General features: G+C 38.0%; 15 protein-coding genes. 7 read left to right on the top strand and 8 right to left on the bottom strand.

Annotation, left to right across the window (positions count from 1 at the left end; genetic code table 11):
• Positions 1 to 139 precede the first annotated feature (139 nt).
• From GM920_RS01085 to GM920_RS01060, 6 genes are all read right to left on the bottom strand, one after another.
• On the bottom strand, positions 140 to 1,381 hold the full coding sequence (locus GM920_RS01085; RefSeq protein ID WP_202986005.1) for an MFS transporter: 1,242 nt from the start codon (positions 1,379 to 1,381) through the stop codon (positions 140 to 142).
• Positions 1,378 to 2,463: a zinc-binding dehydrogenase gene (locus GM920_RS01080; RefSeq protein ID WP_182952766.1), complete on the bottom strand. Its 1,086-nt coding sequence runs from the start codon at positions 2,461 to 2,463 to the stop codon at positions 1,378 to 1,380. The genes GM920_RS01085 and GM920_RS01080 overlap by 4 nt, the downstream gene beginning before the upstream one ends.
• 57 nt (positions 2,464 to 2,520) lie before the next feature.
• Positions 2,521 to 3,216 carry an HAD family hydrolase gene (locus tag GM920_RS01075; protein ID WP_202986004.1) on the bottom strand — a complete coding sequence of 232 codons (696 nt, stop codon included), beginning with the start codon at positions 3,214 to 3,216 and terminating at the stop codon, positions 2,521 to 2,523.
• Between the two features lie 260 nt (positions 3,217 to 3,476).
• Positions 3,477 to 4,487 (bottom strand): carbohydrate kinase family protein, encoded by a 1,011-nt coding sequence (locus GM920_RS01070; protein WP_182952765.1) that lies wholly within the window; start codon positions 4,485 to 4,487, stop codon positions 3,477 to 3,479.
• 114 nt (positions 4,488 to 4,601) lie between these two features.
• On the bottom strand, positions 4,602 to 4,952 hold the full coding sequence (locus tag GM920_RS01065) for a DUF2200 domain-containing protein (RefSeq protein WP_182952764.1): 351 nt from the start codon (positions 4,950 to 4,952) through the stop codon (positions 4,602 to 4,604).
• A 33-nt stretch (positions 4,953 to 4,985) separates the two neighbouring features.
• Entirely contained in the window at positions 4,986 to 5,453 is a 468-nt protein-coding gene (locus GM920_RS01060) for an Lrp/AsnC family transcriptional regulator (protein WP_182952763.1), read from the bottom strand.
• Between the two features lie 188 nt (positions 5,454 to 5,641).
• Here GM920_RS01060 and GM920_RS01055 point away from each other — a divergent pair, with 188 nt between their 5' ends.
• Complete coding sequence (locus tag GM920_RS01055) at positions 5,642 to 6,688, top strand: PLP-dependent cysteine synthase family protein (protein ID WP_182952762.1); 1,047 nt, start codon at positions 5,642 to 5,644, stop codon at positions 6,686 to 6,688.
• Between the two features lie 49 nt (positions 6,689 to 6,737).
• Positions 6,738 to 8,390, top strand: coding sequence for a protein-disulfide reductase DsbD family protein (locus tag GM920_RS01050; protein ID WP_182952761.1), 1,653 nt, complete (start codon positions 6,738 to 6,740; stop codon positions 8,388 to 8,390).
• A gap of 88 nt (positions 8,391 to 8,478) precedes the next feature.
• Here the strand turns inward: GM920_RS01050 and GM920_RS01045 are convergent, their stop codons facing one another.
• A complete protein-coding gene (locus GM920_RS01045; protein ID WP_182952760.1) occupies positions 8,479 to 9,018 on the bottom strand; it encodes an MCP four helix bundle domain-containing protein in 540 nt (179 codons plus the stop codon).
• Between the two features lie 634 nt (positions 9,019 to 9,652).
• On the opposite strand from GM920_RS01045, the gene GM920_RS01040 reads away from it, so the two are divergent.
• Both GM920_RS01040 and GM920_RS01035 read left to right on the top strand, forming a co-directional pair.
• Positions 9,653 to 9,871, top strand: coding sequence for a dodecin family protein (locus GM920_RS01040; protein WP_182952759.1), 219 nt, complete (start codon positions 9,653 to 9,655; stop codon positions 9,869 to 9,871).
• A gap of 143 nt (positions 9,872 to 10,014) precedes the next feature.
• Entirely contained in the window at positions 10,015 to 10,575 is a 561-nt protein-coding gene (locus GM920_RS01035) for an NADPH-dependent FMN reductase (RefSeq protein WP_182952758.1), read from the top strand.
• A 5-nt stretch (positions 10,576 to 10,580) separates the two neighbouring features.
• On the opposite strand, the gene GM920_RS01030 is transcribed toward GM920_RS01035, so the two are convergent.
• Complete coding sequence (locus GM920_RS01030) at positions 10,581 to 11,504, bottom strand: DsbA family protein (RefSeq protein ID WP_182952757.1); 924 nt, start codon at positions 11,502 to 11,504, stop codon at positions 10,581 to 10,583.
• Positions 11,505 to 11,622: 118 nt separating this feature from the next.
• On the opposite strand from GM920_RS01030, the gene GM920_RS01025 reads away from it, so the two are divergent.
• From GM920_RS01025 to GM920_RS01015, 3 genes are all read left to right on the top strand, one after another.
• On the top strand, positions 11,623 to 11,934 hold the full coding sequence (locus GM920_RS01025; RefSeq protein ID WP_182952756.1) for a winged helix-turn-helix transcriptional regulator: 312 nt from the start codon (positions 11,623 to 11,625) through the stop codon (positions 11,932 to 11,934).
• Positions 11,935 to 12,012: 78 nt separating this feature from the next.
• Positions 12,013 to 12,699, top strand: coding sequence for an FAD-binding oxidoreductase (locus GM920_RS01020; protein ID WP_182952755.1), 687 nt, complete (start codon positions 12,013 to 12,015; stop codon positions 12,697 to 12,699).
• Between the two features lie 163 nt (positions 12,700 to 12,862).
• A complete protein-coding gene (locus GM920_RS01015; protein ID WP_182952754.1) occupies positions 12,863 to 14,299 on the top strand; it encodes an amidohydrolase family protein in 1,437 nt (478 codons plus the stop codon).
• The last annotated feature ends 3 nt before the right edge of the window (positions 14,300 to 14,302 follow it).

Here is a 14,302-nt window from a genome sequence, read left to right as displayed (position 1 = left end):
CTTATGAGGATTAATATTTTAATAAAAGACAATCATGATCAAGGTATTTATAGCGGGAGCCACAGTCTGGGCTGGTTCCGAATTGGCTAAGGTTACTGCAGGCATCCAGGCCAATAACTGCTACTAATATTCATTCTATTTATTGATTAACTATGATTTCTATTTTTTTACTTTTTTTGACCAATATGGAAATGACTATTGTTGAGAACAGGCATGCGGTACCAACAATTAAAAATATGGGATGGGTACTCCCTGAAAGATCAATGATCTTTCCAATCAACGGTTCGCCAAGGGCAGCGAAGAGGTAACCGAACATATTCATACATCCTATACCCGTTCCGGTCAGTTTTGAACCCAATAAATCCGGGCTTAATGGCCAGAAGCAGGCTTGAGGACCATACACAAAAAATCCGGCACACAGCATTAAGACTGCTGATAACATGAAATTTTCCTTGGCGACAAAGTACATGGATACTGCAATAAAAAAGCTGATCATCATTCCAATCCTGATGGCTTTAATTCTATTGCCTTTAAATAGCGTATCCGATAACCAGCCAAAAGTTAGCGCTCCAATAGCCATACCCAATGGAAGAAAAAATGTCACCCATACACTTTGTGGCTGTTGCTTCCAATTTGTGCCCAAATAATGAACAGGCACCCAAAATATCAATCCGTACCTGGCCATGCTCTCAAAGCCAAACGCTAAACAAATGCAAAGAAAATTCTTATTTTCCAGCACCTTAGCATAGCGTTGAGACCAGGTTAGTGTGGAGGTAATTTCTTCATCTGAGCCGCTTTCCGCTTCTTCTTCAGGCTTATCTTTAATGAAAATAAAAAAGATCGTTGCAGTGACTAAAAGACAAAGTACTGGCAATCGAAAAAGCATTCTCCATTCATAGCCATGTTGTAACAATAAAATGGAAAGCATGTAGGTGATGACAGAAGATAATCCTGCGGACATGGTATAGAAACCGAATGCTTTTCCCCGTTCTTTCTGATTCCACCAATTGTTGATGATTTTACCTCCAGGTGCCCAGGCTAAGGATTGAAAGTAACCGTTTATACCCCATAAAAAAAGAATCATGTAGGCATTGGTCGAGAAACTGATCGCTACATTTGTAGCTATGGAAAGATAGGCACCAGTAAGAATCATTATTCTTGGGCTGTATCGATCAGCCAGGTTTCCATTAATCAGTTGCCCACAGGCATATCCAATCAACATTGCGAAACTAATCCAGCCTACAAAACTATATGAGATATTAAGTTCAGCACTTAAACCTGCGGCTGCCCAACCAAAATTATGTCTGCCGGTGTAGAAGAAAAGATAACAGACCATTGTGAGCAACAGCATTGTCCATTTGGTTTTTATAAATGATTTCATTTTGGTTGATCAATGTAAACACCTACACGTAATGGCTTATGTGCTAATGCATATTCAAAGGCTTCAGTGGCTTCAGTCAATGGGAATTCCTTAGCAATGATTTCATGGAATGGAAAATCCTGATGATGATCACCCATAAATTCCAGGGCATATTGTAGGTCTTCAAAATTGTAATTGTGCAGACCTTTGATCGTAATCATCTTACGGATAATTTGTTCTGCATCAATTTCCACTTTTCGCGTTTTAAAAACGGCACCAATCCAAACTGCAATACCTCCCACGGTCAATACTTCGACACCTAATTCTGCCGCATTTGCTGCACCACTCATTTCAAAGGCAACATCAATTTGGTAACCAGAAAGGTTTTCCTGGATGGTATCATTTTCTGTAGATAGGTAGGTATGTGTAGCACCAAATCTTTTGGACTGTGCTAATCTTTCTTCGCTAATGTCGATCGCTATAATTTCTTTTGCACCTTGGACTTTGCACATGGCTACAGCTAAATTTCCCAATAAACCCATCCCGGTGACCAGGATCGTCTTACTGGAAACCTCTCCTGCGAGACGCATCGCACCAGCTACAGTAGCCACTGCACAATTTATAGTTGCTGCGATGGCAGTAGGTAGTTTTTCAGGAAGTTTAAAAACGGCAGTATGTGGCTTTAGTATGGTAAAATCACCTAATCCTCCATGGAAAATATCTTCAGCATCAATGCGTGCATGTCCGTATTTAAAAAGATTTTCGGATTTCTGAGGCATCTTTTTACTTAACCATTCTTCCTGAGGTTCTGCTGCGAACACAGCCCAGGTAACCCGATCACCAATATTCAATTCTTCTCCATTAAAATCCTGATGGCTATGCCCATTGGCAATTTCATCAACTGTCCCAATGATTTCATGACCAAGTACAGTTGGCGTTTTTTCGTTTCTTTTCCCGCAATAAGTATGCAGGTCGCTTCCACACAAGGTGGTGTAAACATTTTTAATTAAAATCTCTCCGTTTTTTAAAGTCGGCACCACCATTTGAACCAATCTCAAAGGTTTATCCGCGCCATCAAAAACCAATAACTGGCCAGTTTTCATAAATTAATCTGATTATAAAATAATAATTGTGGGATAAGAATTTTCCAGGGGCAATTGTTAGACATTGTGCTTATCAAGGATTGACACAAGCTCAAGCAGATCATCTATGATATAATTTGGATGAGCAGAATTTAGCTGTAAGCGATTGTGTGCACCTGTAGTAATGCCAATACTTAATCTGCACCCAGCATTTTGTCCCTCTTGAATATCAATGATTGAATCTCCGATTTTCACTACTGATGATGGGTTTTCTATACCAAATTTTTCTATTGCCAGATTAATCATATCAGGGTGCGGTCTATTCATAGGGACATCAGAGGCTGTAATCAATGCATCTACATCGCGTCCCACATTCCAGTTTAGTTTAACTAAAAGTGCTTCAGCCGTTTCCCTGTTGTAACCTGTGTTCAATACCCTGAGGACATTTCTGTCTTTCAATAGGCGGAACAGCTCTTCAACATTCGCATTCGGATAAACTGGTTCCACTTCGTAAGCATGTGCGAGTTCTTGTAAAAACACGTTGAACATCTCCTCAGCCAACTGGTCATTCACCAGATTTAAGCAGCATTTTAATACTGACTTGATTGCTTGCAGTTTTTCTCTACCAGCCGCATGTGCTAAAACTTCAGCTAAACTTAAATCAAAGCCACCAACAGTATTGATCGCATTTCTCAAAGTTTTATAGACGATATTATTTTCATTTACCGTGGTTCCCGCCATATCGAACACCACCATTTTAATTAATTGACTCATTTCTGGTTTGATATAAATATATAGCAAAACTAAACACTTGTTTAACCAAACTAAACATTCGAAGATTAAGTTTCTGTTATGTTTGAGTTAGCTAAAACACAAATTCGGAACATAAGTCTGATCCAAAAAAAGAACTAATAGCCTAGTGGACATCCAGATAAGGTCAATAAAAACAGCTATAAAGCAAAAGCCCCCGCTTAAGATTTAAGCGGGGGCTGACCAGTAATATTAACAACTAATTCAATACAATTTTCACATCATCAAGACTGTAAATAATTAAGTTCTCCTTTAATGTTATGGTTGTCCCTGAATACCTGAAAATCTTCCAATAAGTATTCCGGACATGCCCCTTCACGTGCAGTAATGAAAGCACCTAATGAAACTGCCTGAAGCATAATTTGATGTACAGTAGTATCTTTTTCTAGCCTTTTCGATAAAAAACCAGCGAGGAAGGAATCGCCACTACCCACCGTATCTTTCAGCTCAATCTGAACTGTAGGGTACAAATAGAAATCATCATTACGCGCATAGAGCGCCCCTTTACTTCCTTTAGAGACGATCACTTCCTGCATGCAAAAGGTATCTTGCAGATACCGGATACCATCTTTCTCTGTACTGTAGGTCTTGCCAAGAAAATCTAACATCATACGCAATTCCGCTTTATTGAACTTGGCCAACTGCGTTTTATGTAATAAATCCTTGATGACCCGCACATCATAATGTGGCGGACGCAAATTAATATCAAACACATTGTAGGTACTGCCCTCAATTAATTCAAACAATGTGTTTCTAGATTTTTCGTTACGAGTACCCAAACTTCCAAAAACCAGGGCGTCTGCATCAGATACAATTTGCTGATTTGTAGGGTTGACTTCAATGAAATCCCAAGCTACATTTTCTACTATTTCATAATGAGCTTCATTATTTTCATCCACAGAGGCAATTACGACACTGGTAGGATGGGAATCACTAAGCTGAATACCATCAGTAGGAATATGCCAATTTTTAATTTTATCTAGTAGTTCATAGCCAAGCTTGTCCTTACCAACACTGCTGATCATCTGAACGTCAATTCCCATTTTAAAAAGGTGATAAGCCACATTAAACGGCGCACCTCCTGCCCTTCTCTGACCTCCTGGAAAAACATCCCAAAGAACCTCTCCAAAACAAGCAATTTTAATTTTATTTCTTTCCAAAGTAATTATTATTGAATAAACTTTAACATTAAACGATAAGGTCCTTTTCTCTGATACGGGACCCAAATAAAGCATAGGACAGCATCATGAATTCGATAGTATTTTTGCCCCAACCACTTGTGGAAATGGGCGAAATTGCAGGCAGAAATCATCTACAGGGCTTCCACGCGAAAATCTCAATAGGATACCCTATTTCCGAAGTATTTTATCCATTGTCTTTCCTTTTGCCAGTTCATCAATCAGCTTATCCAAATAACGTATCTTTTGCATCAGCTGGTCTTCAATTTCTTCAACACGATAACCGCAGATTACTCCAGTAATTTTTGAAACATTTGCATTTAATTGTGGTGCCATTGCAAAAAAAGTTTCAAAATCGGTTCTATTCTCGATAAGCTGTTGGAAGCTCTGTTGATCATATCCTGTTAGCCAAAATATAATTTCATCCACCTCATCTTTTGTACGTCCTTTTCTTTCTGCCTTTTGAATATAGTGCGGATAAACACTTGCAAAGGACATTTTATATACTCTAGTATTATTCATTTGATCCGTTTTTTATGGTTAAAGTCGCTCCTATTAAATAGGATATGCAGTTTCGCTTTTAGGTTCTGAAAGTACAAAATAGCTTTGAACAGTGGTAATATTAGGTAATGTAGCGAGCTTGTTCCTTAAAAATTCATGGTAAGCATCCATATCCTTGGTGGCGATACGGAGAATGAAATCATGAGCACCGGTCATCTGCAAACACTCCATCACTTCACTAAATTTAGAGACTTCCGTCTCGAACTCAATCAAAGTATTGGCAGTATGCTCTTTCAGTAAAACATGGGAAAAAGCAATGAGATTTTGGTTGATCTTTTTCCGGTCGAGGATAGCGACAATTTTTTTAATATAACCTTGTTCCTTCAATCTTCTAATCCGTTCGTGGATAGTCGCAATCGATTTATGGAGTTTCAATGATACTTCTTTATTGGTTAAAGAGGCATCATGCTGCAATAATCTCAATATTTCCAGATCAACCTGATCTAAATTTCCTTGTGCCATGGACGTTAATAAGTAAAAAAAAATACAATGGATGTCAAAACAAACGACTCAAACTGAATTAAAGACTAAATAAAAGTCAAAAAAACAGAAATTTTCTGGAAAAATCAATGTGGATTGACATAAATAAATATAATACTCAGTTTTACCAAAATAAAAAACAGCAAATACCAGCTGCAAAATTAACAGTCATGACAACAATAACAGCCAACGGCTTGAATTCTACTATGGAGGGAAAGTTTCAACATTTATCACTTCTGGTGGGTAACACCCCAATGCTAGAACTTAGCTACACCTACCAGGGTAACCTAAACAAAATTTACGTAAAGTGCGAGCATTACAACTTAACTGGTAGTATTAAGGATAGAATGGCACTTTACACCCTTAAAAAAGCATATGCAGAAGGTAAAATTAAACCTGGGGATCAGATTGTAGAGGCCACCAGCGGGAATACCGGGATCGCATTTGCAGCCATAGGAAAAGCTTTGGGCCATCCGGTAACCATCATTATGCCAAATTGGTTGAGCAAAGAGCGCATAGATATTATTAAAAGTTTAGGTGCCGAAATTATTCTGGTGAGTAAAGAAGAAGGCGGCTTTATTGGGAGCATTAAACTGGCAGAATTTATGGCTGCTAATAACCCGAACATTTTTCTGCCTAAACAATTTGAGAATATCGCCAATCCAGAAGCACATGAATATACTACTGGAAAAGAAATCTGGGAGCAACTGCGACTAAAAAACCTATCACCTGATGCGTTTGTTGCCGGAGTAGGCACAGGAGGAACCATTATGGGTGTAGGAAACTATTTAAGATCGCAAAACGCCGAAATCAAGGTTCACCCCTTAGAGCCAGCAGAATCTCCAACCTTAACGACTGGCTATAAAGTAGGCAGCCATAGAATTCAGGGTATTTCTGATGAATTCATACCCGAAATCATAAAGCTAAACGAACTAGACGAAGTAATCCAGGTAAACGATGGAGATGCCATATTAATGGCACAAAAGCTAGCCAAAAAACTTGGTTTAGCCGTAGGTATCTCCTCAGGTGCAAATGTCATTGGTGCCATAAAACAACAAAAAAAAATGGGTAAAGAAAGCTGTATTGTGACCATCTTTTCTGATAGCAATAAAAAGTATTTAAGTACCGATTTAATGAAAGAAGAACCAATCAAAGAAGGTTACATCAGTCCGGAAGTAGAGTTCCTGGATTACCAGGCCTTTAGCAGATTACACTAATCAAGAAAAACAATTCCGTAGTGTCCCAACTATAAACCAGACCTCTTATATGACCTCCTTAAAAAAATTCGCCTTTGCGTTGCTGTTCCTTTGTGCAATAGCATTAAATGGATATTCACAAGATAGCACCAGTATCGACGACCTTACGTTTACAGAAATAAAACCAGAAACTGTAGATAGCAGCATTAAACCGGTTGATTCCGGCTCAAAAATAACAGCCGTTCCGCCTGAAACCATTCAAAAAATCAATGTTCCACACAAAGAAGAGGGTAAAACCTTATGGGGTGTATTTATTGCAGGTTTTGTTGGTGGCCTCGCCGCCTTATTAATGCCCTGCATTTTCCCCATGCTGCCTTTAACGGTAAGTTTTTTCACCAAAGGATCGGAAAAAGGAAGGGCCTTTCGGCGTGCAGCAATATATGGTTTTTTCATCATTCTGATATACGTGGTCCTGGGCCTATTGGTCACCATTGTTTTTGGTGCGGATGCCTTGAATAGCTTATCCACCAATGGCATATTTAATTTCTTTTTCTTCCTGTTGCTTGTTGTTTTTGCTGCTTCATTTCTGGGTGCTTTTGAAATTACCCTCCCCTCTTCCTGGGTAAATAAAATGGATGCGAATTCAGACAAAGGTGGTCTTGCCGGACTATTTTTTATGGCAGGAACATTGGCATTGGTCTCGTTCTCCTGCACTGGCCCTATTATTGGTACGCTACTAGTGCAAGCTGCAACCACTGGTGCATTGCTAGGCCCCGCAATAGGTATGTTTGGATTTTCATTGGCCCTGGCCATTCCTTTCGCCCTATTTGCACTTTTTCCATCAGCGATGAACAAACTACCAAAATCTGGTGGTTGGTTAAACAGTGTTAAGGTCGTATTGGGTTTCCTGGAACTTGCCTTTGCACTAAAATTCCTAAGCAATGTAGACCTGGCCTATCATTGGGAATGGTTTGATCGGGAAATATTCTTATGCCTCTGGATCGTAATTTTCGGAATGATGGGAATTTATCTTTTAGGAAAACTGAAATTTTCTCATGATAGTCAGGTGCCATTTATTTCAGTACCCCGGCTCTTTTTGGCTACGATTGTCTTAGCTTTTACTGTTTACTTAATTCCAGGTCTGTGGGGAGCACCACTACGTAGTGTATCCGCTTTCCTTCCACCACAGGAAACACAGGACTTCGATTTATATACAGCGGGGCTGTTAAACGGACAAGCAACAGTGACAAATGATGGTCCTCATAAATATGCAGATAAATTCCACGCGCCATTAAAATTAAATGCCTATTTCGATTACAACGAAGGTTTAGCTGCCGCAAAAAAACTGAACAAACCTGTGTTGATTGATTTCACCGGACATGCCTGTGTAAATTGTAGAAAAATGGAAGCCAATGTGTGGCCTGACAAAGATATTTATAAAATGATCAGTAATGATTATGTCCTCATCCAATTGTATGTTGATGACAAAACAGAACTGACACCTGAGGATATCGTGATTACTCCAGAAGGAAAAACACTCAATACCATTGGCAAAAAATGGAGTGATCTGCAGACTAGAAAATTCAAGTCCAATTCACAACCATTTTATGTGTTACTCGATTCTAAAACCGAAGATTTACTGGCAGCTCCACAAGGTGCAGATTATGATATATCAAATTATAAGCATTTTTTAGAAAGTGGTCTAAAGGCATTCCATAAATAATACACTGCGGATTGTAGTGAGCCTATGGTATTTCAAAGCAATGCCCCATTTGATTTAATACTCAAATGGGGCGTTGCTTTGTACATTTTTATTTTTGAGATTTGGCCACTAAGTCCGGTAGATTCACTGCTAGTGAAAACAATAGTATAAAGCAAATGGAAGCCGCCAATATAAGATAGTTTGCTGCTTTTTGCCCCCCCTCTTGTGCTTCTGTATTTTTTCTAACCACGGCATTCATATTCGCCTCTTCAATAATCCTTATCTGAATACGCGCCTTTTCCAAGGCCTTCTGTTTGGTTGATAAACTTGTGTTTGAATCTATGATGACATTATAGGCCTCAGAGAGAGCCGATACAGCTCCTCGCTCACCAACTTCAGTAATGTTGCTTTGCTCTTTATTTAACACAACGCTAAATTGATCCGCCAAAACCGGAGTAAGGGGCAATGGGTTTTCGTCTAAAATCTTTCTCATCTTGCTAGCATAGCTCAGACTTTCGTAATTATCCTTCAAAATATTCGTTGAACTCTGAGCGATCTTATTCATATAATAAAAGGAAATTCCCCCGAAAGAAAGGACTACCGCGAATAATAATCCGAAAGCAAGGCGTAGTTTGGTTTTAATATCCATGTTTTTATGAATTAATTTATCCAACTGAACCATTCTTCCTACAAAAACTATGCTATTCCTTATTAAATCTATTAGGCGGAGTTTGGGTTTTATACTTAAAGACACAACGTTATTATACAGTGATTATCATGGATCATTTGCCGACTATAGTTTGACTGAAGAAATTGACAACATAAGCCTTATAAAAATATTACAACAAGACTGAAAATCAGTTTTATTATGACTTATATGATGTATAGAATAGCAGGATAATTTTCTGCTATTCTGTACATCTAGAGGCTCACAAAACTCAATACAAACCACGCTATCATAAAACCAGCTAAATGACTGATTTCCACTTCAAGCACGAATGCGGTTTCAGATGCGCTCAAGCCATAACAAGGCATGGTAGCTATTAACTTGGAGCTAAATGAGTTCAAAAAAACAAAGATAAATGCGGATTGTTAATATTTTCCAAGAAGGACTAACTCTTCAACGCACATTAGAATATCACATGGAAAATACAAGAAAACATTCCGAAGCAGTGATATCACCAAATAAGCAACGCTATTTAAATAAAAAGAACCTGAAACTTTAAATATCCGATCCTTCAACGCTCAAAGAAATAACTAAACTAACACTAAAACCTAATACTATGAGTATTGTAAAAGTTATCGAAGTCATCGCTTCCTCAGAAAGCGGATTTGAAGATGCTGTAAGAAATGCAGTGAAAGAAGTATCACAAACTATAAAGAATATAGACTCTGTCTATGTAAAGGACTTTAAAGTACATGTGAAGGACGATCAGATTGTATCTTTTGGAGCAATCTGCAAAGTTTCATTCAGAATAGATGCAGGTTTAAAAAACTCTTAAGCCAGTGCTTCTATACTTTCTTTGTCAAAAGGGCTAAAGCCCCTTTGACAAAGCAGTTAGCCATGGAGCGGAAACTTTCTTGCACCTGAAAAACTTCAAGTCCGGAAATAAAAACAAACTTTATAATTCTTTATACAATTACGATGACAAAATTTAAAATAGCAGTTCTGGTAGGTAGCCTGCGCAGAGAGTCCTGGAATAGAAAAATGGCCAATGCTTTAATTAAATCTGCTTCCGATTCACTTTCGCTGGAGATTATCAACATTGGCCATCTCCCTTTTTACAATGAAGATTTGGAAGATACGCCTCCGATTGAATGGATAGGTTTCCGTAAACAGCTTGCATCATTTGACGGCGTACTTTTTGTAACTCCGGAATACAACAGGTCGGTTCCAGCAGTGTTAAAAAATGCGATTGACGTTGGCTCTCGTCCTTACGGAAAGAGCTGTTGGAGTGGCAAACCGGGGGCTATTATAAGTGTATCACCAGGCAACATTGGTGCTTTTGGCGCAAACCACCATTTGCGCCAATCTCTGGTATTTTTGAATGTACCCGCAATGGCTCAGCCAGAGGCTTACATCAGTGCAGCGGCAAAATTATTTGATGCAAATGGTGCTTTAATAAATGAATCTACTCAAGAATTTTTGAATAACTTCCTGAAAGCATTTACCCATTGGATGGACAACAATGCTGAAAAAAAATAATCCAGCTATTGCTTTCCTACCCAAAGCACCCCATTTTTACTTTTAAAACTATTTATTTTACCCGCATCAAGAAGTCCATAAAGTATTTTCTCCGCAGCTACAAAACTGTGCCCCGTCAATAACGAAAATTCTTTAGTCATTAAAGTCTGGAAGTAAGAAAACACCCCTAGAGGAGAATGATCATATTCCTTTCTTTGAGCAGTTGGAATGATTTTTTTTATCATGTTCACATAATCTTCATAGGGTTTGAATCCATAAACCAAGCCCTGGGAATTGTCCGCTCCCTTAAAAAGCAGGGTTGGAAAACCCCTTACACCTAACTGCCTGCCCAAATTCAAATCTTCTTGAAAAAGTTGATTTGCTTTCCCTTCATAATCCGTTATAAATTGAAAAGTATCCAATCCAACCTCAAAAGCAGCTTGCTGTAAATATTCCCATTTAGTGATATTCTTCTTTTCCAGAAAAAGCATTTCTCTTATTCTACGCATGTATAAAACTCCTTTTTCTTTACCTTGGAGTTCAGCTGCTTTCACTGCGATAGATGGCGGATAAGAAGATTTTAAAGGATCTTCAAACCAAACATCGCCATCAATTGGCATTTCATAATAACTTCCAGCTTCTTCCCAATGCTGAGCTACATCTGATGGTTTGTTAATACTCCCACTGCTATAATTATCCCAAGCGGGCAATAAACCACCCATATGGTAATCCATCTCGAAACAATCACCGTATTCCAGTTTAAGTTTTCTCAATTGCGATTCTATGCCCCAGCAGGATGAGCAGATCGGATCTGTAAAGTAAATTATTTTAATAGGTTTTGTTTGGAAAGAAAGGTTTGTTTCTTTTCCTGTATTAACTACATCCAACGCCTCACATACCCCGGTTTCGATATCACAAAATAGCGGATTTTTATTTTCTGTCGTTTCCATACTTAATTATTCCCCTTTTACAAGGCTATTCTAATTTTACGTTTAAGGTTATCCCTTTATTCATTAACTTGGCCAAAAATACCCACAAGGACATCTGCGTACAATAAGTCAAAAAAACATGACTACTATAAAAGAAGATTTTGAACAAGAAGGTTGCCCTGCTGAAGGACTATTAAAATTATTATCCGGCAAATGGAAACCTCAAATATTTCGTTTGGCAGTTGATGGTTCAGTGCGTTTTAATAGCTTATTAAAGAAATTACCAAACTCCAATAAACAATCACTCTCCACTGCACTGAAAGAATTGGAAGAGGCGAAATTGTTAATTCGAACAATTGTAAAGGAGAAACCTTTGCATATTGAATACAACTTATCAAAAAGAGGAAGGGCGCTGATCCCAATTTTTATGGACATAGAAGATCTATCTTAAGTTTAACCTGAATGCGATCTGATCCACAAACAATTACCTAATAAAATCGTTTATTAGATTCAAACCTTTACCCTTCCTATGAGCCAGACAGATCCAAAGAACAATCCTATTGTCAAAGTATTAGAAGCTTATTTTATCACTCATGATGTAAAACGTTTTGTGGTCGAAAAACCTGCAGGATATAACTTTGTTCCAGGTCAGGCAACAGAGGTTTCCATAAACCTTCCCGAATGGAAAGATCAACTGCGACCATTTACATTTACCTGTTTAACCGAACAGCATTATCTTGAGTTTATGATTAAGATATATAGGGACCATGATGGCGTAACCAATATGTTGGGGCAGATCAATAAAGGTGCGGAATTAATTCTTCATGATGTTTTTGGTGTTATTCAATATAAAGGCCAAGGTACTTTCATTGCTGGTGGAGCTGGCATTACCCCCTTTATTTCCATCTTCAGAAATTTAAACAAGCACAGGCATCTGGATGGAAACAGATTAATCTATTCGAATAAAACTTCGGCAGATGTAATCCTGCAAGAGGAACTCCAAAAGATGCTTAAGCATAATTTTGTAAAAATATTTACCAGAGAACATGTCCTGGGCTACACACCTCGCCGAATTGACCGGAACTACCTTATAGAAAACATTGCTGACTTTGGACAAAATTTTTATGTATGTGGGCCAGATGAATTTGTAAAAAACATCAATACACTTCTGCTTGACCTTGGTGCCTATCCAGAAACAGTTGTATTTGAAGAATAAATAAAACCTTAACCTCAAGTTTTAGCGTCTAGTCCATCTTGGTAATCAGGTATAAAAAGGGTTGATGCTAAAATCTCATCAATTACTAATGCAGATTTTAAAATATCAATAGTATGTTTGTTAATTCAATCGTAACTGTTTTTATTTACCAACATCCAACTTAATGAGGAAATACCTGACACTATTATTTGTTCTTTTTTTATTTCAGGCCCATGCCCAATCCGTAAGTAACTATCTGGAAGAAATCAGGAATAATCCGGCAAAGCTTACTGCATTCTTTTCTCAAATGCCAAAAGGAGGCGATCTCCACCATCATTACAGTGGCTCTGTTTATGCAGAAACGTTCATCGATTATGTGGTCAAAAAAGACTATTTTGTACATAGTGAAACACTTGAAGTATCTGAAAAGAAACGATCAGATGATCATAGCTGGGCTAAATTCAGCTCCTTAGAAAAAGATGGGAAATTGGCTGAATATAAGTTCAGGATTTTACAGAAATGGTCTGTTAAAGACTATGATCACATGAGTACTCCTTCTGATAAGAAATTCTTTGAAACTTTTTCGAATTTTGATATTGCCAGCAAAGAAAACATCGATTCTGGGCTACTAGAGCTCAAAAATCGTGCAATCAAAGAACATGTCAGTTACATTGAAACCATGCTAGCCTCCATTAAGTGTGACCGCATCGATGATTTGAGCTTACAGTTCGACCCAAAATTTCAGGCGGTACTTCTGCAGAAAGATGAACGGAATTGTCAGGCCCTACTTGATACACTATATGCTCAGTTAATGCTGAAAAATATTTTTTCCTGCTCTGATAATTTCAGTAAAAACATTGTTAGTAAATTACATAACTCCATGCATATCGATGATGATTCATTTATCATGCGATATCAGACCTATACGGTCAGAACCTTTGAGGCAAGTGAAGTTTTCAAACGTTTATTGTTGGCTTTTGACGCAGCCAGTAAAAACCCACTTATAGTTGGCGTAAACATACTTTCTCCTGAAAACAATGAAATAGCGATGCGTGATTACTGGTTACATATGCAAATGTTCAAGTACTGTAAAAACAAATATCCAACAGTAAAATTTGCAATGCATGCTGGCGAACTAACCCTTGGATTAGTTAAACCTGAAGAGTTAACCTGGCACATTAATTCGGCTGTTCGTGATGCAGGTGCATATCGCATTGGGCATGGAGTAGATATTCCTTATGAGGCAAACAGTTATAACCTATTGAACTATATGAATGAAAAGGGAATAGCAATAGAAACAAACCTATTCAGCAATGAATTCATCTTAAAAGTGAAAAATGGCCTTCACCCGATCACGCTTTATAAAGAGTTTAATGTACCCATAGTCATCAGTTCTGATGATGCCGGAGTATTGAGAACCAACCTGACGGATCAATATGTATTATTGGCCAATAGATATCCAGAGTTTACTTATGCAGATATTAAAAAAATCATCTACAATAGTATTAATTATTCTTTTATCAAGGAGGCTTCTGTAAAAGAGCGATTACTGGCCAAGTTGAATCGGGATTTCATCGCATTTGAAAAACTCATTACTAATATTCCGCGCAAAAGAAAATAAGCA

Origin of the sequence: Pedobacter gandavensis (genome assembly GCF_014172405.1) — a bacterium.
Lineage (GTDB): Bacteria > Bacteroidota > Bacteroidia > Sphingobacteriales > Sphingobacteriaceae > Pedobacter > Pedobacter gandavensis.
The sequence above is the reverse complement of the archived record's forward strand: the minus strand, read 5'-3'. Positions and strand labels throughout refer to the sequence as shown.

Bases quoted from the DNA above. Each gene is read 5' to 3' on its own strand.
- GM920_RS01045 (WP_182952760.1), bottom strand. From the start codon at position 9,018: ATGGATATTAAAACCAAACTACGCCTTGCTTTCGGATTATTATTCGCG.
- GM920_RS01030 (WP_182952757.1), bottom strand. From the start codon at position 11,504: ATGGAAACGACAGAAAATAAAAATCCGCTATTTTGTGATATCGAAACC.
- GM920_RS01020 (WP_182952755.1), top strand. From the start codon at position 12,013: ATGAGCCAGACAGATCCAAAGAACAATCCTATTGTCAAAGTATTAGAA.
- GM920_RS01085 (WP_202986005.1), bottom strand. From the start codon at position 1,381: ATGAAATCATTTATAAAAACCAAATGGACAATGCTGTTGCTCACAATG.
- GM920_RS01080 (WP_182952766.1), bottom strand. From the start codon at position 2,463: ATGAAAACTGGCCAGTTATTGGTTTTTGATGGCGCGGATAAACCTTTG.
- GM920_RS01015 (WP_182952754.1), top strand. From the start codon at position 12,863: ATGAGGAAATACCTGACACTATTATTTGTTCTTTTTTTATTTCAGGCC.
- GM920_RS01050 (WP_182952761.1), top strand. From the start codon at position 6,738: ATGACCTCCTTAAAAAAATTCGCCTTTGCGTTGCTGTTCCTTTGTGCA.
- GM920_RS01055 (WP_182952762.1), top strand. From the start codon at position 5,642: ATGACAACAATAACAGCCAACGGCTTGAATTCTACTATGGAGGGAAAG.
- GM920_RS01025 (WP_182952756.1), top strand. From the start codon at position 11,623: ATGACTACTATAAAAGAAGATTTTGAACAAGAAGGTTGCCCTGCTGAA.
- GM920_RS01070 (WP_182952765.1), bottom strand. From the start codon at position 4,487: ATGCTTTATTTGGGTCCCGTATCAGAGAAAAGGACCTTATCGTTTAAT.
- GM920_RS01060 (WP_182952763.1), bottom strand. From the start codon at position 5,453: ATGGCACAAGGAAATTTAGATCAGGTTGATCTGGAAATATTGAGATTA.
- GM920_RS01065 (WP_182952764.1), bottom strand. From the start codon at position 4,952: ATGAATAATACTAGAGTATATAAAATGTCCTTTGCAAGTGTTTATCCG.
- GM920_RS01035 (WP_182952758.1), top strand. From the start codon at position 10,015: ATGACAAAATTTAAAATAGCAGTTCTGGTAGGTAGCCTGCGCAGAGAG.
- GM920_RS01040 (WP_182952759.1), top strand. From the start codon at position 9,653: ATGAGTATTGTAAAAGTTATCGAAGTCATCGCTTCCTCAGAAAGCGGA.
- GM920_RS01075 (WP_202986004.1), bottom strand. From the start codon at position 3,216: ATGAGTCAATTAATTAAAATGGTGGTGTTCGATATGGCGGGAACCACG.